We start from the raw sequence: 25,106 nt of genomic DNA, 5'->3' as shown, positions 1-25,106 counted from the left end.
GGAACAACGATGCCGGGCGCGTCCCGCGGCCCGGCATCGGTCTGCTTCGGCAGTCGCGATCAAAGGCTGAGAAAGCCCTCGACATCTGAAAGCGGTCCGGCGGACTTGAGCGCCGAAATGTCGGGGCCACGCGGCGCGAGATCGGAAATCCCTGCGATGATGGCCTCAAGCTCTGCCGCGACGCTGAGGACGCCGAGGTCGTCGTACCGCCTGCCCACGATCTGCAGGCCGAACGGCATCCCGTTGGCGTCCCGGCCGCAGGGAATGGTGATCGACGGATGCCCCGCGATGGTGGAGGCATAGGCCATCGCCAGCCAGTGGTAGTAGCTTTTGGTTGCCACGCCGTCGATCTTGGTCGGGTAAAGCTCGTGCCAGTCGCGGGGGCTGATCGTCACCGCCGGAGAGATCACGTAGTCATGCGTTTCGAACCATGTCTGCCAGCGCTGGTAAAACGCGCCCTGCATCGACAGTGCTTCGGCGATGTCATCGGGGGTGAAGCTGCGGCCCTCGTGGACATTTTCTGTCACGTTGGGTCCGACCTGTTCGGGATGGTGGTCCAGGCGCTTGCCGTGCATGGCCACGAAGAGGATGCCGCGCAGCACGGAGAAGATCCGGTCGGCATCGGTGCAATCGGGCGTGCCGTCGTCGGCAGCGCCGAACAGCTGAGACAGTTGCGGCACGACGGTGCGGAAGTGATCCCGCACGATGCCTTCGGTGGGGGCAAAGCCGTAGTCCTCGGTGAAAGCCACACGCAGTGAAGACAGGTCGCAGCGGGGAAGGTTGGCGAAACTTGCCGGATTCCACGCGGTCCGGCCGTCCACGGTCGCCGTGTAGGGATCGCGCATGTCGGGCCGGGCGAGCACCGACAGCATCAGCGCCGTGTCCTCCACGTTGCGGCCCATGGGGCCAGCCGTCGACAGCGGGAGATATCCGATGCCCCGTGTGTTGCCCGGCACGACACCGGGCGAAGGGCGGTAGCCCACCACTCCGCAGAAGGCCGCCGGGTTGCGCAGCGATCCGCCGGTGTCGGAGCCGGTGGCCAGTGGAAAGTACCCCGCCGCCAGCCCCGCCGCCGACCCGCCCGAAGACCCGGCGCAGGTACGTGTCAGGTCGTGCGGATTGGCCGTTGCGCCGTAGACGCGGTTGCGGGTGTTGCCGCCCGCGCTCCATTCCGGGTTGTTGGTCTTGCCCATGGGGGTCGCGCCCGCGCGGCGCATGGCGGCCACCATGGCATCGTCCTTCGTGGCGACATTGTCGCGGAACAATTCCGATCCGAAGGTGGTGGGCAGGCCGGCGACGTCGACCATGTCTTTCACGCCGAATGGCAGCCCGTGCAGTGCGCCGAGGTCCGCGCCGGATGCCAGCGCCTTGTCCGCTGCCCATGCGCCCTCCCTCAGGCCGTCGAAGTCGCGCGCCACAAGCGCGTTCACCGCGTGGTCCACGGCCTCGACACGGGTGATGCAGGCGATGGCCAGTTCCGTCGCGGACAGCGCCTTGCGGGCGATCAGCCGGCGCGCTTCTGCGGCGCCAAGGTCTGCGGGATCGGTTGGGATGTCTCGGGCCAAGGGAGCGTCTCCTTCAGAAGAGGGCCTTGCGCAGCATATTCATGGCCGCAAGGATGATGAACAGGGCAAAGACCTGGCGCAGTCGGCCTGTCGGCAGGACGTGGGTCAGCCGCGCGCCGATCGGCACGGTCAGGAAGGTCATTGCGGTGATGGCGATAAAGGCGGGCAGGCTGACAAGGCCCATCGTGAACGGCGGAAGGGTGAGATCCTTCGGCGATGCGAGCAGGTAAGTCACACTCGCGGGAAGCGAGATCAACAGCCCGAACCCGGCAGACGTGGCGATGGCACGGTTGATCGGTGTGCCATAGGCGGTCAGGGCAGGTACGCCGAACGTCCCGCCGCCGATGCCGATCATCGCGCAGACAAAGCCCATCGTTCCGGAGTAGGGCACGTAAACCCGAGGTCCGGGATGCTCATTCCCCAGCCGCCAGTCGGGATTGCCGGCAAGCATGTAGATCCCCATGAGCGTTGCAAGTCCGCCGAAGATCAGCATCAGGGTGTCCGATTTGAGGGACGTCGCCGTCAGGACGCCGAGGATCGCGCCAGCCGCCAGCCATGGCGCCCAGGCCCGCAGAATGGCGACTTCGACCGCGCCGCGCCTGTGGTGCGCCCAGACAGAGCGGATCGACGTTGCCACGATGGTGGCCGTGGAAGTGCCCACGCAAAGCTGCATGACGATGGTGTCCGACACGCCGAGGCCGCGAAAGATGAACAGCAGAACGGGGACAAGGAAAATGCCTCCGCCGATGCCAAGCAGTCCCGACAGCAACCCGGCAAAGGCGCCGGTGGCCAGCAGGATCAGGAGGATAGGAAGCAAGGAGGGATCGAACATGGGCGCTATTCCATTCGGAGCATGCGCGGCCCGTACCACTCAATTGAACGGTGTTCAATTGTGGTTGGGCAGGCCGGGAGAGTTTTCCGGCAGAAATCCTTCAAGCTGCCTTTTTTCGATGCGCTGCGGGTTGCCATCGTTTGCCCTAGGGCGAACGCCCGTTCGATCCGCGTTCATCGGCGCGGCATGAATGATGAGCGAGAACAACGATTGCCTGAACGAGGATCAAAGCCCGATACCCAGGCAGGGTATCACTTGGTTTCTTTCAGCAGCTCTTCCAGCCCCGCTTCAAGCTGCTGGAACGCGTCCCCAAGCCGTTTTTCCAGTTCTTTCTGGTGTGCCTTGGCCATGGGCAGCAATTCGGTCATCATCTGGCGCCCCTTTGATGTGAGCGACAGGATCACGAGCCGCCGGTCCGCCGGGTTTTCCTTGCGCTCGATAAGACCCGCTTCGCGCAGACGCTTGGCTGCGCGGCTGACCTCGTATTTCTCCATCGCGACGCGGACTTCGATGTCCCGGACTGAAACCTTCCCGGAATGGGCAAGGTGTACCAGAACGCGCCACTCCGGGATCGAAATGCCGAAGCGGGCACGATACTGGCGGGCCAGTTCCTCGCTCGTGCGTTTCGCGGCAACAGCCAGCCTGTAGGGCGTGAAGCCGTACAGGTCGAACTCGGGAAGTGGGGGCAGATCCTCTTTCATCACGGGTCCTTTCGGTTCCCGGAACTATCCGCCGGGCACTGGGTGGGCGCAAGTGGTTTGGTTGCGAATGCAACAAACGCCTTGACTTCATTGCAAGTGCAACGTTCATTTTTGGTTTAGGATGCCGACCGTCGGACGAGGCAGATCGGGCGACGCACTTTGGAGACGGGGAGTTGACCAGAAACGTGCAGCGGGGCGTTCTCCATGGAATCCGATGCGCATTGCCCACGTGCTTCGTGCAGGGAGCGTGACATGGTGACGCCACGCAGGCGCGACACGTGGGCCTTCGAAAGCGCGTCGCATTCGATCCTGTGGCCGAAGGCCAAGATGCTGGGTTTTGGGATGCCCTTCAGGTTCGGGACCCGCCACCCAAAGCGCCCGGGCGGAAGCCGCCAGAAAGCAGGGGCCGCAGCAGGGCGATGACATGGACCGTCGCGGCAGGCCTGAGAATATGCCCGACGGCAAACCCGGGTTGAATGGACAGACCGTGGGAGGCGTTTCCATACCCACGGTATAGCGTCGGGAAGGTGTAGCAGAGGGGCACGACTTAGCCCCGCCACCAAATCGGAGGAGAACACGGTGTCCCTGAAACTTTATTCTTATTGGCGGTCGACCACGTCGTTGCGGGTGCGCGCGGCGTTGAACCTCAAGGGTATCGACTACGACATCCAACCGGTCAATCTGTTGACGGGAGAACACAGGAGCGATGCGTTCCGCGGGCTCAATCCCTCTGCCGGTGTGCCCGCCCTGCGGCTTGAGGACGGTACTGTCCTGACACAGTCGCTGGCGATCCTCGACTGGCTGGACGATATGTACCCCGACCCGCCGCTGCTGCCCCCGGATCCGACCGACAAGGCCCGTGTCCGGGCCGCCGCACAGGTGATCGCGCTGGAAATCCATCCGGTCAACAACCTTAAAGTCCTGGGCCAGCTCAAGGCCATGGGCCATAGCCAGGATGACTGCGTCTCCTGGATGCACCACTGGATGCAGGAAGGGTTCACAGCCTATCAGGGGCTGTTACCGGACGGCACCCGATACAGTTTCGGCGATACGATCACACAGGCCGACCTCTGCCTTGTGGGCCAGATGGTGAATGCGCGGCGCTGGAACCTTGACCTTGCCGCGTTTGAACGCCTTGTCGCCGTTGACGAGGCCGCCCGCGCTGTCCCCGAGATCGCCGCTGCCTTGCCCGAAGCGCAGCCTGACGCCGCGCTGTGACATGCCGAAGGGCCTGGACGGCGCACGCCGGCAGGAGCCAAGATGTTCAGCCAGCCGGTGACCCGACGGGAAAGTGGCATCCGTCTGGATCAATGATCCGGATCATAGGTACTTTGTCGGAACCGCCGTTGTGGACTTCATCTCTTCCATCGAGATCATCCCGTTGACCATCGTGAAATCAAGCTTGGCCACCATCCGCTTGTAGACGGCATCGTAGGCCGTCACGTCGGGCACCACGACCTTCAGGATGTAATCCACCGTGCCCGTCAATCGGTAGGCTTCGATGATCTCCGGGATCTCGTCGATCAACTCCCGGAATCGGTCGATCCAGTCCGTTTCATGGCGCGGAGTGCTGATGCCGATAAAGACCGTCATGGGCACCTTGGCCATAGCGTGGTCGACAATGGCCACGCGCCTCGCGATCAACCCGGCCTGTTCCATACGCTTGATCCTGCGCCAGCACGGAGTGGCGGTCAGCCCGACCTCTTCGGCGATGGCACTGATCGGCGCGTCGCTGTTCAACTGAATGATATCGAGGATCTTGCGGTCAATCGCGTCGAAACTGGTCTGCTCTGCCGGTTTCGCGGTGGTTCGGTCATTTTTTGTCTGGCTCATGGTGCAGGTCCTTCAGTGCAGATGACGGTTTTGCGGGGCCGGTGCATGGCATCGTGCCGCGGTGTCGCGTGGCGCGGTGCCGGTTTCGCGGCGGCAGCTGGATGATTGCTGCGGCGATCCGTGCGAATCGTTTGGCAGGTCAAAATGGTCTTCCCCGTTGCCTTTTGGGCACCTCCTCGCCGAAGCAGGTGAGCTTTGCCCCAGTGCTGGACCCTTGCCGGCGCAATTCATTTCGACCAGATCGCCTTATCGGCACGAAGGGCGGAATCCATTTCTTTATAGGTCTGAGAGTATAGAATGAGAATGCAAATTTATTACAATAAGTAGGTCAATATTGACGAGATTGGGTGGTTTCCCGCATTCTGAAGGTGGTCTCCTCTAGGGGCCAAGCCAGAAACAGTTCTTTGGGCCCTCTGTGCCGGCATGCATGTCGGGGCCGGGCCTGCACGGGCCAGGTCATCATGAACGTCACCATCTCCGACATCCGCAACTCCCTGATTGGCGAAGGCACGGCGATCGCAGGACCGTTCGGTCCGCGGCGCCTGATGTATGCAGACTACGTCGCCTCCGGGCGGTCGCTGAGCTTCATCGAGGATGCGATCCGGACGCATGTCATGCCGTTCTACGGCAACACCCATACCGAGACCTCCTTTACCGGGCGGCGCACGACACAACTGCGCGAGATGGCCCGGGCTTCCGTGCGTCGTGCGGTTGGCGCGGACGACCGACACGCTGTGATCTTTGCCGGGTCGGGGGCGACCGCAGCCGTGGACAAGCTGGTTCGGGCCTTGCTGCTGCGCGGGCTGGACGCGCGGTCGGTCGTTTTTGTCGGCCCCTATGAACACCACTCCAACGATCTGCCTTGGCGAGAATCCGGTGCCACGATTGAGCGCATTCCGCTTGATGACAGCGGTGCGATCTGTCTGAAGACATTGGAAAAGCGCCTGGCCGCGCACGCGGATGCGACGCTGAAGATCGGCGCCTTCGCGGCGGCCTCCAACGTGACGGGGATCGTCAGCGATCTGCGCGGCATCGCGCGGCTGATGCATGCGCACGGGGGATGGTGTGTCGCGGATTTCGCGGCTGCCGGACCCTATCTGCAAGTTTCGCTGGCCGAGACATCGCCTGGCGCGGGCGACCGGATCGACGCAGCCTTCCTGTCACCTCACAAATACGCCGGCGGTCCGGGTGCATCCGGTCTTCTGATCGCGGACCGGAGCCTGTTCGCAACCGGTCGGCCAACCGTGGTGGGCGGCGGCACCGTCTCCTACGTCACGGAACACCATCATGCTTACGTGGCCAATCCCGAACGGCGCGAGGAAGGGGGGACCCCCTCGATCATCGAGAATATCCGGGCGGGCATGGTTCTCGACCTCAAGCGGTGTGTCGGCGAAGATGAGGTCGCGCGACGCGAACTGGCCATGACAACGCGGATGGAGCGGGCCTTGCGCGCCATACCCGGGCTGGAGCTTCTTGGTCCCGCCGGTGCGACGCGCGTCGGGGTATTTTCATTCAACGTGAAATCCGGCGAGAAGAGGCTACACCACAACTATGTGGTCGCACTGCTGAACGACCTGTTCGGAATCCAGGCGCGTGGAGGCTGTTCTTGCGCCGGTCCTTATGGACACCACTTGCTGGGCATCGATGTCGAAACGGCTGAGCGCCATGAACAGCAGGTGCAGCTTGGCAACTCTGCCTACCGGCCGGGCTGGGCGCGCCTCGGGGTGAACTGGTTCTTTGAAGATGGCGACGTTGACCGCATCGCCCGCGCCATCGACTTTGTCGCCCGCAACGGTTTGGCATTGCTGCCGCTCTATCGTCTGGACCTTGGAGACGGCGTCTGGCGTGCACGCTGTTCCGCCGCCGAGGCGGCACCCGCCCAGTTTTCCGACCTTTGGAACGCGTCGGCGGCGCCAACAGATCCGGCGCCTGATTTTGAGGGGGCCATGCAGGCAGCTCATGCACTGCTGTCCGAAGTCCCCGCCAATGCAGAGCCGGTTCCTCTGTCGGCCGAGCAGGAGGCGCTTCGCTGGTTCTGGCTGCCCCACGAAGTTGCTGGCGCAGGCGCGATGGCGGGAGCCCGAACCCGGTCCGCATGAAGCGCCTGTGCCTGCGGCCCAGCAGAACCCGATCCGGCGCCGTTGCGCACGTGTGGTCCGTACGTTCGGAAAATAGTCTGACGACGGATGGTTGATGCGGCGCTCAGAAAACCTTCGCACGCGATGGTGCTGAATGTCCCGATCTGGCGTCGTTCATGGTAACGGGGTTCACGGCTTCAAACGGTGAACCGAACCGGCGCCCGCTCTTGGTTTGTCTAGGGCGTATCGACGCGACGATCCATCAAAGTGAAGGATCGCCACAAGAGCGGACGTCGCGCCGATGCCCGGGCGGCTATCGTCAATCGCCCTCGAAGTAGCCGAGGATGGACTTGATTTCGAGGTATTCTTCCAGTCCTTCAACGCCGTATTCGCGACCGTTTCCGGACTGTTTGTAACCGCCGAAGGGGACATGGGGATCCCAGGCCGGGTAATTGAGGTGTACCTGACCGGCACGGATGCGCGCGGCGGTGCTGCGAACCAGACCGAGGTCCGTGCCCTGCACATGCGCCCCCAGACCATAGACTGTATCGTTGGCGATGGCGATCGCGTCCTCCACATCGTCGTATGGCAGGATGACCAGAACCGGGCCGAAGATTTCTTCCTGCGCGACGGCCATGCCGGTCGTAACATCCGAAAAGACCGTGGGTTTCGAAAAGAAGCCGCGCGTCATACCTTCGGGCCGGCCCGGGCCACCGGTCAGAAGCCTTGCGCCCTCTTCGATGCCGGTCCGGATCATCGTCTGGACGCGGGCATACTGGGCCCGGTTCGAAGAAGGGCCGTGCGTCGTTTCGGTGTCGGTCGGGTCACCCACACGCATGGCGGCCACCGCTTCGACTACGAGGGCTTCGACCTCTGAAAGGCGGGGGCGCGGAACGATCATCCGGGTCGGTGCGCTGCAGGACTGGCCGACATTGCGCATCGCGGCCGCAACGCCCGGTGGCACGGCTTTCGACAGATCCGCGTCGGGCAGGATCACGTTCGGTGACTTGCCGCCCAGTTCCTGGGCGACCCGCTTGACCGTGGGTGCGGCAGCTTCCGCCACTGCGACGCCGGCCCGCGTCGATCCCGTGATCGAGACCATGTCGATGTCGGGATGTCCGGCCAGCCGCGCGCCGACCACCGGACCCGTCCCGTGGACAAGGTTGAACACGCCTGCCGGAAAGCCGGCCTGTTCGACCAGCTCCGTGAAGAGCGCCGCGCTGAGGGGGGAGAGTTCGCTCGGCTTCAGAACCATCGTGCAGCCCGCCGCCAGGGCCGAACCCGCTTTGGCGGTGATCTGGTAAAGCGGCCAGTTCCAGGGCGTGATAAGACCGCAGACGCCGATGGGCTCACGCACGATGGCGGCCTGGCCACGGCGGGTCAGGAACCTGTAGTCCCGCAACGCCGAGCTCGCGGCCCTCAGGTGTTCCGCGGCCAGAGGCACCTGGGCGGCCCGGGCATAGCTGGTCGCGGCGCCCATCTCGGCGGTGATGGCGCAGGCGATCTTCTCCTCGTTATCAAGGATCAGCGTGCGCAGCCTGTCGATCCGGTCGGCGCGCTCTTCGGTGGTGGTCGCGGCCCATGCGGGAAAGGCCGCGCGCGCCGCCGCAACGGCCCTGTCCGTCTCCGCGACAGAGCCAAGCGAGACTTCGCCGATGACCTCCTCGGTCGCCGGGTTCACGATGTCGGCGCGCTCGTTGCCCGATGCGTCGACCCAGGCGCCATCGATGTAGAACTGATGCATGCGCGCTTTGGCGGTTTCGATATGGGCAGCGTTGGCCATGAACGGCTCCTTAAGCTGCTGCCCGAGCGGTCGGTCGGGCAGCGTTACAGGTGAATTGCGGTGCGGTCAGGTCGGCTTGGGGTGGGCGCAGAGAGGGTGCACCCGTACGTGCCCGCAGTCTGCTACGTGGCTGGCATGGATTTTTGTCATCTTACCGGTCGCCTCGCAGACGGCGCGCGGGCCGTAATCGCCGCCGGTGATGTCGTTCGGTGTAATCCGTGCCATCGGGGTTCCTCATTTGCCCTCATCCAAAGCCTAGCTGCCCGAGACGAAGGATATTGCGGAAGGGGTTGATGTTGGCGGCATTAATGAGCGAATGCCCTCTTTGTTCTGGCAGGAACGCGCATGGCCCCACGGAAATAATCATTTTTTGTCGGTTCCCCTGAGGCGATACTCGTGAACCAGCGGTGCATGAAACCTGAGGCCGCGTGCACACAGCCCGGAGCACGCGTCATGCGTCCGCCTTCGAAGTCCGTGCCAACACTTCGAGGATCGGCTGTTTGCGCCGCGCCGAACGTCTCACGTTGAGAGCGCCCTGGCAGGGCAGGCCGCGCCGCGTGTCAGGCGGCCAGCTCGCTGGCCAGTCCGCGCAGCATGGCCATGCAGTCCCCCAGTTCTTCCGGCAGGATGTATTCGTCCGGGCGATGCGCCCTGCCGATGTTGCCGGGGCCGCAGACGATCGAAGGAATGCCCGCCGCGTAGAACAGCCCGGCTTCGGTGCCGAAGCTGACCGACTGCACCGGCGCGTGCCCGGTCAGACGCTCCAGCAGTTCGGACAGCGCCTTGTCCTCGGCGGGCGGCAGGGCGGGATAGCTGCTCAGCACCTCGGTCGAGACGGACAACGCCGCGCCGGTCCCGGTCAGACCTTCCAGACGTTGCACAACCAAAGCCGTCACATCGGCGGCGGTTTGGCCGGGAATGCAGCGCACCTCCATGTCGATCTCGGCGTGGTCAGGGATGATGTTGACGGCCGTTCCACCACGCACCACCCCGGCAACCGCGGTGGAATGCGGCGGATCAAAGCGCGGATCGAACGGTCCGTCGCTTGCCAGTGTCGCGTTGAGGTCCCGGATCGCCAGCAGCATCTCGGCGCTGGCGTAGATCGCGTTCACCCCGTCGTCGGGACGCGAGCTGTGGGCGGGACGTCCGGTCATCGTCAACCGGGTCGACTGCTTGCCCTTGTGCGACAGGACCGGTCGCATGTCCGTTGGCTCACCGACGATGCATCCGAAGGGCGGCGCCACCAGATCGGGCAGCGCAGCGATCATGTGGCCGACGCCACGGCAGCCGATCTCTTCGTCGTAGCTGAAGGCAAGATGCAGCGGGCGCTCCAGTCGGGCGGCCCGGAAATTGGGTATGGCGGCCAGCATGCAGGCCAGAAACCCCTTCATGTCCGTTGCGCCGCGCCCGTGCAACTTGCCCTCCCGCTCGGTCAGGCGGAAGGGGTCGCTGGTCCAAGGCTGGCCTTCCCCGGGGACCACGTCCATGTGACCGGACAGGATCATACCCGGAACGTCGCGCGGGCCGATGCTGGCGAAGATATTGACACGATCACCCTCCGGCCCCGGCATCACATGGGGATCGAGGCCCGCGCGGCGCAGGTGCCCGAGGACGCAATCGGCCACGCGGGCGTTGCTGTCGCCGGGCAGGTCGGCGCAGGCCACGAGGTCGGCAAGGATGGTTTCCGGGGTCATTCCACTTCTCCGCTTTGGCATCAAATTGCGCCGAACGTAGCGCCAGATGCTGCCGAATAGCACGACCGGGACGAAATCCTCTGCCGGCGGTGGGCGCGACGCGGTCGATGCTTGGGCTCGCGGCTAGCCCGAAAAGGGCGATCTGAATGCGATTTTCGTTGCACCCCCGCACCGCGGGACCAAGGGCCATATTAGGGCGTGCAGTATTTCATGCCGTCCGGTGGCGCTTCGACGGCCAAAGATTGCTACCGAGGCGCGGCATGCCGCTACATCTGGGTCCGCCATACGGCACTATGGGCCGCAGACGACTGGCAAGGCCCCGCATGACCCAGACAAAGATCTTCCGCCGCTTCGCAACGGACCGCATGGAAGCTGCCGCGACCCGGTCTCGCACCGCTGACAGACCGACCCGCCGCGCAGACCGGGGGCCACGGCCTCACCGTTCCGCATCGCCGGAGCGACACGCATCCGGCCGGACTGCCCACTGCGCGGCATCGCGTCGTGGCGTGGGACGGGGCAGGGGTCCGCGGCGTGCAGCCGGTTCCTCGGACTGGCTGGGCGAGAGCGGGTTGCCACAAATCGATACCGGCACTGCAACGCGACGCGGCACTCCCCGAGCGCCCAAGGGCGACAATCGGCGGTTCTCGCGCGTGATGCAGGCCCTCGGCTGACAGAGAAAGGGAAATCGTGCTGAGCAACTCCATCGCCGAACTCGACCGGAGACATCTGGTCCATCCCCTCGCCTCCTGGCGCGGACACGAAAAGGCAGGCCCGCGGATCCTGGCTTCGGCCAAGGGCGCGACGGTTACCGATGCGCAGGGGCACACGCTGCTGGACGGCTTTGCCGGACTATGGTGCGTGAACGCGGGCTATGGCCAAGACCACATTATCGAGGCCGCCACCCGGCAGCTCCGCGAACTGCCCTATGCCACGGGCTATTTCGGCCTCGGGTCTGAACCTGCGGCGCAGCTGGCGTCGCGCCTGGCCGATCACGCACCGGGCGATTTGAACCACGTCTACTTCTCACTCGGCGGATCGGACGCGGTGGACAGCACGATCCGGTTCGCCCGTCATTACTGGCATTCCAAGGGCGCGTCGGAGCGTGACCAGTTCATCTCGGTGGCACAGGGCTATCACGGCTCCTCGGTGGTGGGCTCGGGGCTGACCGCACTACCGGTCTTCCACGCGAATTTCGGCGTGCCACTGGACTGGCAGCACAAGATTTCCTCGCATTACGCCTATCGCAATCCGGTCGGGCAGGACGCAGACGCGATCATCGAAGCCTCTGTCGCGGAACTGCGCGCCAAGATCGCCGAGATCGGCGCCGAACGTGTGGCGGCCTTCTACCTCGAACCGATCCAGGGCTCGGGCGGTGTGCTCGTCCCGCCCAAGGGCTGGGTCGCGGCAATGCACGCGGTTTGCAAGGAAATGGACATCCTCTTCGTCGCCGACGAGGTCATCACGGGATTCGGCCGCACCGGACCGATGTTCGCCTGCGGTGAGGAAGGCATCGTCCCCGACATGATGACCACGGCCAAGGGCCTGACCTCGGGCTATGTGCCGATGGCGGCGGTCTTCCTGTCGGACCACGTCTACGAGACCATCGCCGATGGGGCCGGGGCGGGCATGGTGGGCCACGGCCAGACCTATTCCGCGCATCCCGTCAGTGCGGCGGTGGCGTTGGCGGCGCTCGATCTGTATGAGGGCGGCCTGCTCGACAATGGCGTGAAGATGGGGGCGCGGCTGATGGACGGCCTGCAGGGCCTCTCTGATCACCCGCTGGTCGGAGAAGTGCGCGGCCGTGGCATGCTGGCCGCGGTGGAACTGGTTACGGACAAGGCGAAGAAGACGCCGCTTCCCGCGGCGGCGGCCCCCGCAACCCGGATATTCGACCGGGCCTGGCAGAATGGCCTGATCGTCCGCGCCTTTGCGCAGGGTATCCTGGGCTACGCGCCGCCGCTCTGTTGCACCGCCGACGAGATCGACCAGATCGTGGAGCGGACGCGCCTGACACTCGATCAGACGCTGGAAGACCCCGACGTGCGCGCGGCCATGGCCTGAGCGCCACTCCGCGACTGCCACTGCATGACCCGGCGAAGGTGGACTGCCTTTGCCGGGAGCCCCAATCCGGTCAGCGCAGGTCGGGCCGCTCGACCCGTCACGCGGAACCGGGCTGTCGGCATTCCGGTAGGCACGCTGACCGAAAAGGGCCACGGCGTCGCGCTCATACCGGCGGCCCTGGCTGAGCCAGTGTTTTCAGTGCATTCCGGCTTGATTTGAGGAACGGGGCGCCAGCGGTTGCGGTCCACTTCGGGGCCCTGCGGTATCCTCCCGATTTCCTCAGCGTCGCCCTGCCGGCGGAGGTTTGAACTCGCTCGGCGAATACCGCCAGATCAGGGACAGGCACTGTTTTGGCGGAGGAGGCATCATGTCTCCTCCGGTTCGCGTTTCCGTAGCGGTCTGCCGGAAAGGCGGTACGGCACATATCCGCCCCCAACCCGCATCATAGCGATGGAAGGTCGGATCACAGACCGCCGAAATGCATCGCCTTTGTTTCGAGGTATTCCTCGATCCCCTCCTGCGCCCCCTCGCGGCCGAGGCCGGATGCCTTGACCCCGCCGAAGGGTGACACTTCGTTGCTGAGGATCCCGGTATTGAGCCCCACCATCCCGAATTCCAGGGCCTCACCGAACCGGAAGGCGCGGGCCATGTCGCGGGTGTAGAAGTAGGAGGCAAGTCCGAAGGGCGTGCCATTGGCCAGTTCCAGCGCCTCTTCCTCGGTCTCGAATCGGAAGATCGGCGCGACGGGTCCAAAGGTTTCCTCGGACGCAAGCCGCATCGTCGTGTCGGCCCCGGTCAGCACAACAGGGTCGGCGTATTGCCCGTCCAGCTTGCGGATTTTTGTGGCGCGCGACGCGCCCCGCGCAAGCGCATCGGCGACATGTGCGTCGATCTTGTCGATGGCGGCCGGGTTGATCATCGGACCGATGTCCACCGCGTCCCCGGTTCCGGGACCGACGCGCAGCGCGTCGACGCGGGCGGCCAGCGCCGCGACAAAATCGTCGTGGATGCCCGATTGCACCATGATCCGGTTGGCACAGACGCAGGTCTGCCCGCCATTGCGGAACTTGGACTGCATGGCGCCTTCGACTGCGGCATCCAGATCGGCATCGTCAAAGACCACGAAGGGTGCATTGCCACCCAGTTCCAGGCTCATCCGCTTCAGCGTAGGCGCGCATTGCTCCGCCAGCAGAGCGCCCACGCGGGTGGAGCCGGTGAAGGACAGCTTGCGCACAACGGGGCTTTGGGTCAGCGCACCGCCGATGGCCTCGGGCCGGCCGGTCAGCACGTTGATGACCCCCGCAGGGATGCCGGCACGCTCTGCCAGCACCGCCAAGGCAAGCGCGGAATAGGGCGTGAAGTCCGACGGTTTCACCACCATGGTGCAGCCCGCCGCCAACCCAGGCGAGACCTTGCGGGTGATCATCGCGATGGGGAAGTTCCACGGCGTGATGATCGCGCAGACGCCCACCGGTTCCTTCATCGCAAAGATCTTTTTGCCCGGGGTGGGCGACGGGATGATCTTGCCGTTGATACGCCGAGCCTCTTCAGCGAACCAGCGCACGAAACTGGCGCCATAGGCGACCTCGCCGCGCGACTCGTGCAGGGGTTTGCCCTGCTCGGCGGTCAGGATCTGCGCAAGATCCTCGGTGTTGTCGAGGATCAGGTGATACCATTTCATCAACAGATCGGCGCGCTCGGCGTGGGTGCGTGCGGCCCACCCTTTCATCGCGACGTCGGCGGCGGAAATGGCCTCGTGGGTTTCCTGCGCCGTAATGTCAGGCAACTGGCCGAGGGTCTCTCCGGTGGCGGGATCGGTGACGGCCATCTCGGACCGGGCGCGCCAGTCTCCATTGATCAGGGCCGCGTTGCGGAACAGGTCGGGGTCGCGAAGTTTCATGCGTTGTCTTTCAGTGCGGCCAGGATTGCCGTCGTGATGTCATCTGTGGAATGGCTGCCGGGGCGTGTGCCGATGCCCTTGGCGGTCGCCGCCTCGATGGCGGACAGAATGGCCTGCGCCGCTGCGGTTTCGCCCAGATGGTCGAGCATCATGGCCGCCGACCAGATCGCCGCGATGGGATTGGCGATGCCCTTCCCTGCGATGTCGGGGGCAGAGCCGTGCACCGGTTCGAACATCGACGGCCCGCTGCGGTCGGGACAGATGTTGGCCGAGGCGGCAAAGCCGAGGCCCCCCTGGATCGCCGCGCCGAGGTCGGTCAGGATATCTCCGAAGAGGTTCGAGGCGACCACCACGTCCAGGCTTTCGGGCGCCATGACCATCCGTGCAGCCATCGCGTCGATATGCATCATGTCGACCGTCACGTCGGGATAGTCCTGCGCGACAAGCCGGGTCATCTCGTCCCAGAAGACCATCGAGTGTTTCTGCGCGTTGGACTTGGTGACCGAAGTGACATGGCCGCGCCGCGACCGGGCCTGATCGAAAGCGAACCGCAGGATGCGCTCGACCCCTGCGCGGGTGAAGATCGCGACCTCAGTGGCGACCTCGTTCAACGTGCCCTGATGGACCCGGCCACCGGCACCGGAATACTCGCCCTCGGTATTCTCTCGGATGCAGAGGATGTCGAAGGCGTCGGCCTTCAGCGGACCCTGCACGCCCGGCAGCAAGCGGTGCGGGCGGATGTTGGCGTATTGGGTAAAGGCCTTGCGGATCGGCAGCAGAAGCCCGTGCAGCGACACAGAATCCGGCACGGTTTGCGGCCAGCCGACCGCCCCCAGCAGGATCGCGTCGAAGCGGCGCAGCGTCTCGATCCCGTCTTCGGGCATCATCGCGCCAGTTTCGAGGTAATGCGCGCAGGACCAGTCGAACTGCTGCGAATTGATCCCGAAGCCGTGACGCGCGGCGGCGGTCTCGACCACGGCCATGGCTGCGGAAGTCACATCCACACCGATCCCATCGCCCGGGATGAGGGCCAGTTCATATGTTTTCACGTTTCGCTCCGTCTGGGTCAGAAGTCCGACACCTTGCCCCACTGGCTGCGCCCGAAGCGCGCCAGCCGGTATTGTGCGGTCTCGGTAATTGGGGCGCGCCCCAGGATCAGGTCGGCGACGAGGTGGCCCACGCCCGGGCCGATGCCAAAGCCGTGCCCTGACAGTCCCGCCGCGAGGACAAGGCCGGGCACGCCGATGTCGGCGTCGATCACCGGCACGCCGTCCGGGGTGCTGTCGATATAGCCGCCCCAGGCGGCCTGCACCGGCACCTTGTTCAGCTCGGGCATCAGCGCCCGCCCGCGTGCGAGGGTCTGGGCGATGACCTTGGCGTCGGGCTTCGGGTCGAGGATGCGCACGCGTTCCATCGGTGTGGGGCGGTCCAGCGCCCAGCGGCGGCGGGTCTCGAACCCCGCGGCCCAGGCCTGCGTGCCGCCGGGGCGCAGCACCCGCCAGCGCCGGGCAAACATCGGCAGGAAATGCCGCATGCCCATGATGGCGCCCGGTGTCGGGTCGAGGTTGGCGCGGCCCGAGGTGGCCAGCGTGTACCCGCCATCGGCGCGGCGGGTGACGGTGACGGGCGCCGTATGCAGCGCATCGGGCAGCCCCTGCGCGCCCGGCGCCACCGACAGGATCGAACTGCGGGCAGAGGCCTGAGGAAAGAAGATGCCCTGCTGGTGCAGGAAACTGCCCGCCCAGGCACCGCCCGCCACGACGACCGAAGGCGTGCGGATCGTGCCGCGCTCGGTCACGACGGCAGAGACCCGGCCCGCGCTGCGCTCCACGCCGCGTGCGGCGCAGGTCTGCACCACATGTCCGCCCAGCTTTTCGATCCCCTTGGCGATCAGCGGTGCCGCCCGCGACGGGTCGGCGATCCCGTCGGTGGGCGACCAGACGCCGCCTTTCCATTGCTGACCGGTGGCCGCTCCGCGCTCTGCGGCTTGCTGAGCCGTCAACATGTGCGTCTCGACCCCTTCGCCACGTGCGAAACGGCCCCATTTCGCCCAGCCTTCGATCTCGGCCTCGTCGTTGGAGAGATAGATCAGCCCACAGCGGCGAAATCCCAGGCTGTCGCCCAGCTCGGCGCCCATGCGCTCCCACAGTTCCAGACTGCGTGTGGACAGGGGCAGTTCGCGCGCGTCGCGGTTCTGCTGGCGGCACCAGCCCCAGTTCCGGCTGGATTGCTCTCCGCCGATGGCGCCCTTTTCGACCAGCACGACCTTCTGGCCCGCGCGCGCCAGCCACCAGGCGGCACAGGTGCCGACAATGCCGCCTCCGATCACCACGCAATCGGCTTCGCGCGGAAGGGTATCGGATGTTGTCACCGTGAGACGAGGTGCGGACATGGGCAGGCCTTTCGTTTGGCCGCAGCCTACCCGTGGCGATAAAGCGGGTTGTTCTGCAATCAAAGGCGCAAACGGCATTTCCTGTTGAAACGGGATGGTAAATAACGTGCATAGGGAAGCACCCCGTCGTGGGTCGTCCGTCCCTCCCGAGCAGGCACAAGGAAGATAGATGAAGCCGGCCTACAAACTCGACCGGATCGACGTGAAAATTCTTGCCGTGCTGCAACGCAACGGTCGGATCACCAACGTCGAACTGGCCGAAGAGGTGAACCTGTCGCCTTCGCCCTGCCTGATGCGGGTCAAGAAGTTACAACAGGCTGGCTATATCTCGGGCTATTCGGCACAGATCGACCTGGCGATGCTTGGCTCCACCATGACGGTGTTCACCGAGTTCACGCTCAAGAACCACCGGCAGATCGACTTTGCCCGCTTCCAGGAGGCGCTGGAAAAGACCGATGCCTGCGTGGAGTGCCACCTCGTCTCGGGCGGGTACGATTACCTGGTGAAATTCGTCACCAGCGGAATCGACGATTACCAGTCCATCGTCGAAGGGCTGATCGACCGGGGGCTGGGCATCGACAAGTATTTCAGTTTCGTCGTGCTCAAGACCCCTTTCACGCGCCAGCACGTCGATCTCACGCGGCTTTTCGGCGATCCCGACTGAGCGGACGAAGAGACGTCAGTAGCCCCGTGCCGGATCCACCTCGCCGGGCAGGGGGGTGCCGTCGCGCAAGGCACGCATCACGGACAGGGCGTGGCGCGCTCCCTCGGCGGCGTCGGTCTGGGCGGCGATATGAGGGGTCACGATGACCCTCGGGTCGCGCCACATCCAATGGTCGGCGGGCAGCGGTTCAGGGTCCGTGACATCCAGCATCGCGGTCGACATCTGTTCGGAGTCCAGCGCGGCGCGCAGGGCATCGGCATCCAGATGCGCGCCCCGTCCCGCATGAACTAGCGCGGCCCCCTTCGGCAGCGCCGAGAAGGTCTTCGCATTCAGGATGCCCCGCGTCTCATCCGTCAGCGGCAGCAGGCAGATCAGCAGGTCTGTCCGCGCCAGAAAGCCGTCGAAATCCGTCGCGGGGAACATCGGCACAACGCCGGACTTGCCCGAGCGCGAGAGGCCAGCCACCTCGAAACCAAGGGCCTGAAGGCTTTGCGCCGCAAGCGTGCCGATGCGGCCCATGCCCAGGATGCCGACCCTGCGAGAGGCGGCCAGCGGGACGGGATGTCCGCGCCATTCGCCGCGTTGCGCCTGGTCGAGATAGGCGGGCATGTCGCGGTGTAGCATCAGCGAGGCCATCACCACCCAGTCCCGCACCATCCCCTCGATCCCCGGCGCCAGCGTGCGCGACAAGGCTACGCCTTCTGGCATGGGCGGCAGGTGGTCAACGCCTGCGCCAACGGAAATGACCGCGCGCAGGTTGGGATAGCGCGACAGGTCCTTTGGCGGTTGCCAGCAGGCGATGGCGGTCACCTCGGCGGGATCGGTCACTGCCTCTTCGCCCGCGATCAGCGTCTCGCCTTCGGCATCGAACAAGGGTTGCCAGACGGACAGGCGGGTGGGCGTGGAGAGATACAGAAGAGCCATCAGCGCAGCACCATATCAAAGGACTGGCGCCGAACCGGGGCGGCGGGGGAGTGGGCGAGGAGATACTGTGTCACGACGGTGTGCTCCATGGTTCAACCCAGCGCCTGCGAGACGAGTGCATGCGTCTGGTAGCCAGAGGCGGTGGGTGTCTTCGGGTTCCGGACCATGCAGGTGCCATCCCCGGCAACGGCGAGCCCCAACCCTTCGACAAAGGGAGCGAGCCCCATGTCTTCGATCATGTCGATGCGCAGGAACTGGCCTTGCATGTGATTTACGCCGGCAGCGATCAGCGCCCGGGCGGCGGCGGCGTCACGGGCGACGACCGGGCCGAGGACGTGTCCCTTGCCAAATCGGCGCAGGATCGCGAACCCGCCATCGGTGGTCAGCATCTCTCCGGTTTCGGCGATCCGCGACAGGAGATCGTCGCGCTCCATTCCGCTGGCCGCCCTGTCCATGTCCGCGATACTTCCCAGGTCCGCAGGTCCGAAGACGACGGGCTGTTCGGGCGTTGCAGCCGAAGCCGTCCCACGTAGCTGAATGATGCGCCCGCAGTCAACGAAGCCCATCTTGCGGTAAAGCGGCAGACCTTCCGGGGTTCCGACAAGGCGCAGTTCCCGGTCGCCCGCTAGCGCGATCACCTGTTCCATCATCTTGCGGCCCAGCCCACGGCCGCGCAGCGCCCCGTCCACGATAATCATGCCAAGGGTGGCCACCGGGCCGTACAGCGTGGCCATGGCGGTCCCGACGGTACGCCCTTCGGCAACGGCCGCCACCCCCTTGGACACCGAAAGGTTGAGTTCCCAGTCGTCCAGTCGGTGCGGCCAGTGCACGGCCCGCGACAGGGCCAGCGCCTCCGGCAGATGTGCTTGGGTCAGCGGGACAAGCTCGATCGCGGCCGAGGGCGGGGTATCAAACGGGGTCATAACGGCAATCCTTAATCTCTCCGCAAAGTCTCGCGTGGCAGCGTTAGCATCTGTGGCTGGACTGGGCGCGAGCGCGGCAGTTTTCGCCAAAGCCCTTGGGCCGGGGCCGCAGATAATGCCGCCGCTAGGGCTGGCATTACCAATGGTCGCAGCATCGCTGGGTCCGTCGGACCCGCAACGTACAGGCATCCGGACACGCGCACGCCTGCCCGGGCCCGGATCGGGAAGGTGCCGCAAGCGTTCGGCAACATATTACTGTCACACGATAAAGTACGCCAATGCCGCTTGCACTCTACGTCGGCAGCCCCCCGCGAGACGGGCGAGGGTCCGTTTGCAATCCGGTCGAAACGATCAGCAATCGCTCCCTTGAGCCCGGCAGCCCCCGGGGAATGCGACTACCGGCCATTTCAGGCGGCCCTCCGTCTGCCACACGCAGAGATCGCGGCCCGCCCGAGCTGGGGCGCGTGCCGTTCCGTCCGGCGTGCCGGGCTTTGCCAGCCGCGAAAAGCGTCCGAGGTCAGCGAGGAACGGGTTCCGGCAGGCTGTGCTTCGAGCCCGGACTGAAACGCAACTTCCTGCCTTCCACCGGGCGAAGCCAGCATCTCTGACGCTGCAATGCGCCGATGCTGGAACAAAGTCAGACACACGGAGACCGCCATGACTTCCCGTCCCAAGTTCGTCAGTTTCGACTGCCACGGCACCATGATCTTTTTCGACATGGCCGGTGCGGCGCGGGACCACTACGGTGCCCGGCTGTCGCCCGAGCAGATGGAGACCTTCATCCGCGACTTCTCGGCCTACCGCCTGGACGAAGTGCTGCACGACTGGAAACCCTATGCCGAGGTCGTGCACAACGCGCTGGAACGCACCTGCAAGCGCAACGGCGTTCCCTTCGACCCGGATGTGGCCATGGAAATCTACCATCGCGTGCCCACCTGGGGACCGCATGCAGATGTGCCCGCAGGACTTGCCCGGGTGGCGCAGGAGATCCCTCTGGTTGCCCTGACCAATTCCATGAACGAACAGATCCCGCACAACATCGCCAAGCTGGGCGCACCGATCGCGCATGTGCTGACCGCGGAAAGCGCGGGCGCCTACAAGCCGCACATGCAGGCGTTCGAGTACATGTTCGACACCTTGGGTTGCGGCCCCGAGGACGTGGTGCATGTCTCGTCAAGCTTCCGCTACGACCACATGACCGCGCATGACATGGGAATCCGGAACAAGGTCTGGGTCAACCGAGGGCATGAGCCCGCAAACCCCTACTACGGCTACACGGAGGTGCCGGACGTGTCGCACCTTCCCGCCGCACTGGGTCTCTGAGACATGAAGTTTGCGTCTTACTGGCATGACACAACCCCCGCGTTTTCCGGCGCGCAAGCGGGGGCGGTTGAAGGCCGATACGATGTCGTGGTGATCGGCGGCGGTTTCACCGGACTGAATGCAGCACGCAAGCTGGCGCGCGAGGGCGTCCGCGTCGCGCTGCTGGAGGCCGCCCATCTCGGAGCTGGAGGATCGGGTCGCAATGGCGGGCATCTGAACAACGGCATCGCCCATGGCTACGCCGACGCCAAGGCGCACTTGGGAAACGACCGGGCACGACATCTCTACCGGGCCTATGACCGCTCGATCGACATGATCGAGGACCTGATCGCGGAAGAAGGTATTGCCTGCGATTTCCGCCGTGCGGGCAAGTTGAAACTGGCGTCGAAACCAAGCCACGCGGCAGGGCTGCGCGCGAACCAGGAACTCGTTGCCCGGGAGGTTGACCCCGCGACGCGCTGGCTGGACCGGGCGGAGCTGGAGGGCGAAGTCGGCTCCCAGAGCTTTCACGGCGCGGCATTTTTCGAGAAGTCGGCGATGATGCACATGGGGCGCTACCTGTCCGGCCTCGCCGATGCCGCCGTGCGACATGGCGCGGACATCTGGGAGCAGGCGCCGGTGACGGGTCGGCGCAAGGCGGGCAGCGGATGGCAACTGGACACGCCGCGCGGCAGCCTTGAGGCGGAGACGGTGATTGCCGCGACAGGCGGCTATTCGGCGCAGGTGCCCAAGGCGCCGCTGGGCTACTTCCGCAAGCGGATCATTCCCGTCGGCTCCTTCGTCATCGCCACGCGCCCGCTTGCAGACTCCGAGGTCACGGCAACCCTGCCGGGCAACCGGACCTGCGTAACCTCGCTGAACATCGGCAACTACTTCCGGCTGTCGCCGGACAAACGGCTGATCTTCGGCGGGCGGGCGCGGTTTTCGGCCCGCTCCGATCAGCAGTCCGATGCCCGTTCCGGCGACATCCTGCGCGCGGCGATGACCGGGGTCTTCCCGCATCTGGCGCGTGTGGAGGTCGACTATTGCTGGGGTGGACTGGTCGGGATGACGCGCGACCGTTTCCCCCGCGCGGGCGAGGCAGACGGCATGGTCTACGGCATGGGATACTCAGGCCACGGTGCACAGATGTCCACGCTGCTGGGACAGGTGCTGGCCGATCTGGCAATGGGGCGGCGGGACACAAACCCGCTCGACGGTCTCGACTGGCCAGCGGTGCCGGCGCTGAACGGCAAACCCTGGTTCCTGCCGCTGGCGGGCCTGTGGTTCGGACTGAAGGACCGGCTGTCGTAAGGCCGGTCCGTATCCCGCGTCAGCCTAGCGAATGCGCGGCCAGAGCGTAACACACCGACCCGTCCTCGGCACGTGGATGGCCCCCCACGCGCATCTCGGTGACAGTGTCGAACCGGGGCATGCCCGAGGCAGACAGGAAGCCAGTCAGCAACGCCCCCTCGCAGGGGGTGTCCAGACGCACGAACTGGCCGGGCACCTGTCGCAGCAGTTCGGCGACCATCTGAACGGCCAGCGCCTCGGACTCGGCGGCGAGCGGGCCGATGACCTGACCCTTCCCGAAGCGCCGCATCAATGCTGTGCCGCAGGGCTTCCCGGCGCGCGTGGCGATCAAACCGGTCGAAACGTCCAACAAGGTGTCTATCACGGCCCGGCGCTCGGCCCCAAAGGCGATGCTGTCCATCTCGTGCACCGCGGACCGGTCATCCGGCGTGATCGGGGAAAGCTCGATCCCGGGAAGTGCGTCCACTTCGGGTGGCGTGCCCACGTGACCTTGGTGCTGATACACGGTGGTGATGTGCTGGAAGCCCACGCTCTGATACAGCCGATAGCCCGAGCGGGTCGCGTTGAGCCGCAAGTCGCGGCCCGCGCAATCCGCCATGATCCGCTGCAGCAGAAACCGTCCGCCTCCCTGCGCCTGCAGGCGTGGAGGCGTCACCATCATGCCCAGCATGGCGAAATCGTCGCCCATGTTGAAATGCATGGCTGATCCCAGCGGGCGCCCGATCTCGTCCAGCGCGATATAGCCCGCGCCAAGCGCCATCAACTGGTCCAGATCGCTGCTGCGATGCGGCCAGAATACGCTGACCGTCAACTCGTGCAACAGCCCGCGATCGGTGGTCTTGATCGGTTCGACCTGCGCCTCGTAGGCCTTGAAGCGTAGACTATCGTTCAAAGGTGCTGCCTCCGGATTCACCGGGTTCGAAGACCCGTGAAGTGATTTCGGGCCAACGCCCCTGCATTCCAGCCGCCTGACGCCACCCTACCGGTTACGGCGCCGAACCGCGTCTTCAACCTAGCGAAATCCGTGTAGCAGGTTCATCCATTTTCCCCTTCGCCACGGTATTTTCTGCCCGATTTTTGCGCGCTTTGTGGATTTCTGTACCGGTCGCCGGGGCCATATCCTGTCCGGGGAACGTCATTCCGCCACCATCTCAGGATCGGTCGCAGCATAGATCGCCGCTAGATCCGCCAGCCCCCAGTTTCCGCCGGTCAGGATGGTGCAGACCTTTTCGTTGGGCCGCACCTTGACCCGCCCGCCAAGCAGCGCGCCGACCCCGATCGCCGCGGAGGGTTCGGCGATCAGCTTGGCGTCTCGCGCCAGTGACCGCATGCCTGCCTTGATATGGCTGTCCTCGACCGTCACGATCTCATCCACGTGGCGCTCGATGATCGGCCAGGGGTTCTGGCCGGGCACGCTGATGCGCAACCCGTCGGCAATGGTGTCGAGCAGCGGCAGCGAGACGCGCTTGCCCTCTATGCGGCTTTGGTAATACTTGGGGGTCAGTGCCGGTTCCGCGCCGATGACGCGGATCCCGGGCTTCAGCGCCTTCAGCGCCGTCGCTACGCCCGAGATCAGCCCGCCGCCGCCAAGGGGTACGATCACCGTATCGACATCGGGCAGGTCTTCCACGATCTCGCAGCCAATGGTCCCTTGGCCCGCCATGACGCGTGTGTCCTCGAACCCGTGGACGGTCTCGTATCCCTCTTCTTCCGCGATCCGGTAGACCTCTTTCCAGCGTGCGGCAGTGTCGCCGTCGTAAAGGACCACTTCGGCCCCAAGGGCGCGCGTGTTCTCGACCTTTTGCTGCGGGGTGATGGTGGGCAGGACAAGCACAACCTTCGCCCCCAGCATCCGCCCCGCCCAGGACAGGCCCTGCGCGTGATTGCCGGAAGACGAGGAAATCAGTCCCCGCGCAAGCTGCTCGGGCGACAGTTGAAGCGTGGCGTTCAACGCGCCGCGGATCTTGAAGGCGCCGGTGACCTGCAACGTCTCGGGCTTGAGGTAGAGCGAACAGCCGACAGCGGGCTCGATCCTTTCAGCCCGCAAAAGCTGCGTGCGACGGATGTAGGGTGCGATGCGCGCGCGCGCGGCCTGAATGTCCGCGATGGTCGGGGGATCTTGGATCGAGCGGGTCACGGGTCAGCGGTCCTGTGTCAGAAAGTCGAATGGTTGGCCGATCCCGCGCTCGCGCGCACGGCGCAGGATCGCCGCGGCCGTGGTGTTGTCCTGAATCGCCATGCCGGTGGAATCGAAGAGGGTGATCTGCTCGACGCTCTCGCGGCCCGGCTTGCGGCCCAGCAGCACCTCGCCGATCTCGGCATGGGCACCGTCCACGATCCCGGCCTTCAGGGCATGTTGCAACTCGCCCTTTTCGGCGCATTGCACGGCGGCATCGACCACGATGCGGGCGTCGCGGAAGAGTTCGGGATCGAGTTCCTGCTTGCCCGGCTGATCCGCGCCGATGGCTACCACATGGGTGCCGGGGCGCAGACAACCCGCCCGCAGGGCAACACCACTGGCGCGGGTCGTGGTGACGACAACGTCCGCCTGCGCCACGGCGAGCTCGGCAGAGGCCTCGACGGTGACCGGGATGCCAAAGGTCGCCTCGATCTCTGTCGCGAAGGCTTCGGCGCCCGCATGCGAACGGCCCCAGGCATGAATGGCGTCGATCTGCATCACCTCGCGGATCGCGCGGATCTGCATGCGTGCCTGGTTGCCGGTGCCGATGGCGGCCAGCCTGCGCGCGTCCGGCCGCGCCAGCGCGCGCACCGACACTGCACCCGCCGCGCCGGTACGGAAACCGGTCAGAAGACTGCCGTCCATCACGCAGGTCAGCGCGCCGCTCTGGCCGTCGAACAGCAGCACCGTGCCCATGCCGTTGGGAAGGCCGAAGCGCGCGAGGTTGTCGCGAAAACCACCGGATGACGCTTTGAGAGAAACCAGTTCGCCGCTGCGGTGGTAGCCCGCCTTGAAGTCGATTTCAGCACCTTCGGTCGACAGGTGGATGCCCATGTAGGACGGCTGATCCACCTCGTCGCTGCTATAGGCGCGGAAGGCGGCCTCGACCGCTTCGATGACGGCGGGCATCTCGATCAGGTCGCGCACGTCTTCCTTGGTCAGCAAAAGTGTCACTGTGTCC

The 25,106-nt window shown here is 65.2% G+C and carries 20 protein-coding genes; 6 read left to right on the top strand and 14 right to left on the bottom strand.

The features are described from left to right. Nucleotides 1–59: 59 nt before the first annotated feature. From ABFK29_RS20720 to ABFK29_RS20710, 3 genes are all read right to left on the bottom strand, one after another. Nucleotides 60–1,565, bottom strand: coding sequence for an amidase (locus tag ABFK29_RS20720; RefSeq protein WP_005862463.1), 1,506 nt, complete (start codon nt 1,563–1,565; stop codon nt 60–62). A gap of 13 nt (nt 1,566–1,578) precedes the next feature. After that, nucleotides 1,579–2,397 (bottom strand): sulfite exporter TauE/SafE family protein, encoded by an 819-nt coding sequence (locus ABFK29_RS20715; protein WP_005862461.1) that lies wholly within the window; start codon nt 2,395–2,397, stop codon nt 1,579–1,581. Between the two features lie 251 nt (nt 2,398–2,648). Next, nucleotides 2,649–3,098 (bottom strand): MarR family winged helix-turn-helix transcriptional regulator, encoded by a 450-nt coding sequence (locus ABFK29_RS20710; protein WP_005862459.1) that lies wholly within the window; start codon nt 3,096–3,098, stop codon nt 2,649–2,651. A 579-nt stretch (nt 3,099–3,677) separates the two neighbouring features. Between ABFK29_RS20710 and maiA the strand changes: the two genes are divergently transcribed. Next, a complete protein-coding gene (maiA, locus tag ABFK29_RS20705) occupies nt 3,678–4,316 on the top strand; it encodes a maleylacetoacetate isomerase (RefSeq protein WP_332306613.1) in 639 nt (212 codons plus the stop codon). 102 nt (nt 4,317–4,418) lie between these two features. On the opposite strand, the gene ABFK29_RS20700 is transcribed toward maiA, so the two are convergent. Continuing rightward, entirely contained in the window at nt 4,419–4,931 is a 513-nt protein-coding gene (locus tag ABFK29_RS20700; protein ID WP_005862455.1) for an Lrp/AsnC family transcriptional regulator, read from the bottom strand. A 461-nt stretch (nt 4,932–5,392) separates the two neighbouring features. Here ABFK29_RS20700 and ABFK29_RS20695 point away from each other — a divergent pair, with 461 nt between their 5' ends. Then, a complete protein-coding gene (locus ABFK29_RS20695; RefSeq protein WP_005862453.1) occupies nt 5,393–7,030 on the top strand; it encodes an aminotransferase class V-fold PLP-dependent enzyme in 1,638 nt (545 codons plus the stop codon). 298 nt (nt 7,031–7,328) lie between these two features. On the opposite strand, the gene ABFK29_RS20690 is transcribed toward ABFK29_RS20695, so the two are convergent. Then, complete coding sequence (locus ABFK29_RS20690) at nt 7,329–8,792, bottom strand: aldehyde dehydrogenase family protein (RefSeq protein WP_005862450.1); 1,464 nt, start codon at nt 8,790–8,792, stop codon at nt 7,329–7,331. A 560-nt stretch (nt 8,793–9,352) separates the two neighbouring features. Continuing rightward, nucleotides 9,353–10,486, bottom strand: a complete 1,134-nt coding sequence (gene argE, locus ABFK29_RS20685) for an acetylornithine deacetylase (RefSeq protein ID WP_005862448.1) — start codon at nt 10,484–10,486, stop codon at nt 9,353–9,355. A 687-nt stretch (nt 10,487–11,173) separates the two neighbouring features. Here argE and ABFK29_RS20680 point away from each other — a divergent pair. Next, the gene (locus ABFK29_RS20680; protein WP_005862446.1) at nt 11,174–12,547 is read left to right on the top strand and encodes an aminotransferase class III-fold pyridoxal phosphate-dependent enzyme; all 1,374 of its coding nucleotides are present in this window, start codon (nt 11,174–11,176) and stop codon (nt 12,545–12,547) included. 463 nt (nt 12,548–13,010) lie between these two features. On the opposite strand, the gene ABFK29_RS20675 is transcribed toward ABFK29_RS20680, so the two are convergent. The 3 genes from ABFK29_RS20675 to ABFK29_RS20665 are packed head-to-tail and all read right to left on the bottom strand — an operon-like array spanning nt 13,011 to nt 16,839. After that, on the bottom strand, nt 13,011–14,447 hold the full coding sequence (locus ABFK29_RS20675) for an NAD-dependent succinate-semialdehyde dehydrogenase (RefSeq protein WP_005862444.1): 1,437 nt from the start codon (nt 14,445–14,447) through the stop codon (nt 13,011–13,013). After that, nucleotides 14,444–15,496, bottom strand: a complete 1,053-nt coding sequence (locus ABFK29_RS20670) for a tartrate dehydrogenase (RefSeq protein ID WP_040605007.1) — start codon at nt 15,494–15,496, stop codon at nt 14,444–14,446. Before ABFK29_RS20670 ends, ABFK29_RS20675 begins: the two co-directional genes overlap by 4 nt. A gap of 17 nt (nt 15,497–15,513) precedes the next feature. Next, nucleotides 15,514–16,839 carry an NAD(P)/FAD-dependent oxidoreductase gene (locus tag ABFK29_RS20665; RefSeq protein WP_005862440.1) on the bottom strand — a complete coding sequence of 442 codons (1,326 nt, stop codon included), beginning with the start codon at nt 16,837–16,839 and terminating at the stop codon, nt 15,514–15,516. A 169-nt stretch (nt 16,840–17,008) separates the two neighbouring features. On the opposite strand from ABFK29_RS20665, the gene ABFK29_RS20660 reads away from it, so the two are divergent. Next, nucleotides 17,009–17,503 (top strand): Lrp/AsnC family transcriptional regulator, encoded by a 495-nt coding sequence (locus ABFK29_RS20660; RefSeq protein ID WP_005862438.1) that lies wholly within the window; start codon nt 17,009–17,011, stop codon nt 17,501–17,503. A 15-nt stretch (nt 17,504–17,518) separates the two neighbouring features. Here the strand turns inward: ABFK29_RS20660 and ABFK29_RS20655 are convergent, their stop codons facing one another. Further along, nucleotides 17,519–18,427 carry a 2-hydroxyacid dehydrogenase gene (locus tag ABFK29_RS20655; RefSeq protein ID WP_005862436.1) on the bottom strand — a complete coding sequence of 303 codons (909 nt, stop codon included), beginning with the start codon at nt 18,425–18,427 and terminating at the stop codon, nt 17,519–17,521. Nucleotides 18,428–18,519: 92 nt separating this feature from the next. After that, nucleotides 18,520–19,350 (bottom strand): GNAT family N-acetyltransferase, encoded by an 831-nt coding sequence (locus ABFK29_RS20650; RefSeq protein ID WP_005862434.1) that lies wholly within the window; start codon nt 19,348–19,350, stop codon nt 18,520–18,522. Nucleotides 19,351–20,007: 657 nt separating this feature from the next. Here ABFK29_RS20650 and ABFK29_RS20645 point away from each other — a divergent pair. Continuing rightward, nucleotides 20,008–20,673 (top strand): haloacid dehalogenase type II, encoded by a 666-nt coding sequence (locus ABFK29_RS20645; RefSeq protein WP_040605006.1) that lies wholly within the window; start codon nt 20,008–20,010, stop codon nt 20,671–20,673. A 3-nt stretch (nt 20,674–20,676) separates the two neighbouring features. Then, entirely contained in the window at nt 20,677–21,966 is a 1,290-nt protein-coding gene (locus tag ABFK29_RS20640) for an NAD(P)/FAD-dependent oxidoreductase (RefSeq protein ID WP_005862430.1), read from the top strand. Between the two features lie 19 nt (nt 21,967–21,985). Here the strand turns inward: ABFK29_RS20640 and ABFK29_RS20635 are convergent, their stop codons facing one another. From ABFK29_RS20635 to ABFK29_RS20625, 3 genes are all read right to left on the bottom strand, one after another. Then, complete coding sequence (locus ABFK29_RS20635; protein ID WP_005862428.1) at nt 21,986–22,858, bottom strand: GNAT family N-acetyltransferase; 873 nt, start codon at nt 22,856–22,858, stop codon at nt 21,986–21,988. Between the two features lie 243 nt (nt 22,859–23,101). Next, the gene (locus ABFK29_RS20630) at nt 23,102–24,103 is read right to left on the bottom strand and encodes a threonine ammonia-lyase (protein ID WP_005862426.1); all 1,002 of its coding nucleotides are present in this window, start codon (nt 24,101–24,103) and stop codon (nt 23,102–23,104) included. 3 nt (nt 24,104–24,106) lie between these two features. Continuing rightward, nucleotides 24,107–25,099: an ornithine cyclodeaminase family protein gene (locus ABFK29_RS20625; protein WP_005862424.1), complete on the bottom strand. Its 993-nt coding sequence runs from the start codon at nt 25,097–25,099 to the stop codon at nt 24,107–24,109. Nucleotides 25,100–25,106: the final 7 nt, after the last annotated feature.

It is taken from the genome of Sagittula stellata E-37, assembly GCF_039724765.1.
In the GTDB taxonomy this organism is placed as follows: Bacteria; Pseudomonadota; Alphaproteobacteria; order Rhodobacterales; family Rhodobacteraceae; genus Sagittula; species Sagittula stellata.
The sequence above is the reverse complement of the archived record's forward strand: the minus strand, read 5'-3'. Positions and strand labels throughout refer to the sequence as shown.

Bases quoted from the DNA above. Each gene is read 5' to 3' on its own strand.
- ABFK29_RS20715 (WP_005862461.1), bottom strand. From the start codon at position 2,397: ATGTTCGATCCCTCCTTGCTTCCTATCCTCCTGATCCTGCTGGCCACC.
- ABFK29_RS20710 (WP_005862459.1), bottom strand. From the start codon at position 3,098: ATGAAAGAGGATCTGCCCCCACTTCCCGAGTTCGACCTGTACGGCTTC.
- ABFK29_RS20700 (WP_005862455.1), bottom strand. From the start codon at position 4,931: ATGAGCCAGACAAAAAATGACCGAACCACCGCGAAACCGGCAGAGCAG.
- ABFK29_RS20695 (WP_005862453.1), top strand. From the start codon at position 5,393: ATGAACGTCACCATCTCCGACATCCGCAACTCCCTGATTGGCGAAGGC.
- ABFK29_RS20690 (WP_005862450.1), bottom strand. From the start codon at position 8,792: ATGGCCAACGCTGCCCATATCGAAACCGCCAAAGCGCGCATGCATCAG.
- argE (WP_005862448.1), bottom strand. From the start codon at position 10,486: ATGACCCCGGAAACCATCCTTGCCGACCTCGTGGCCTGCGCCGACCTG.
- ABFK29_RS20675 (WP_005862444.1), bottom strand. From the start codon at position 14,447: ATGAAACTTCGCGACCCCGACCTGTTCCGCAACGCGGCCCTGATCAAT.
- ABFK29_RS20665 (WP_005862440.1), bottom strand. From the start codon at position 16,839: ATGTCCGCACCTCGTCTCACGGTGACAACATCCGATACCCTTCCGCGC.
- ABFK29_RS20660 (WP_005862438.1), top strand. From the start codon at position 17,009: ATGAAGCCGGCCTACAAACTCGACCGGATCGACGTGAAAATTCTTGCC.
- ABFK29_RS20655 (WP_005862436.1), bottom strand. From the start codon at position 18,427: ATGGCTCTTCTGTATCTCTCCACGCCCACCCGCCTGTCCGTCTGGCAA.
- ABFK29_RS20650 (WP_005862434.1), bottom strand. From the start codon at position 19,350: ATGACCCCGTTTGATACCCCGCCCTCGGCCGCGATCGAGCTTGTCCCG.
- ABFK29_RS20645 (WP_040605006.1), top strand. From the start codon at position 20,008: ATGACTTCCCGTCCCAAGTTCGTCAGTTTCGACTGCCACGGCACCATG.
- ABFK29_RS20640 (WP_005862430.1), top strand. From the start codon at position 20,677: ATGAAGTTTGCGTCTTACTGGCATGACACAACCCCCGCGTTTTCCGGC.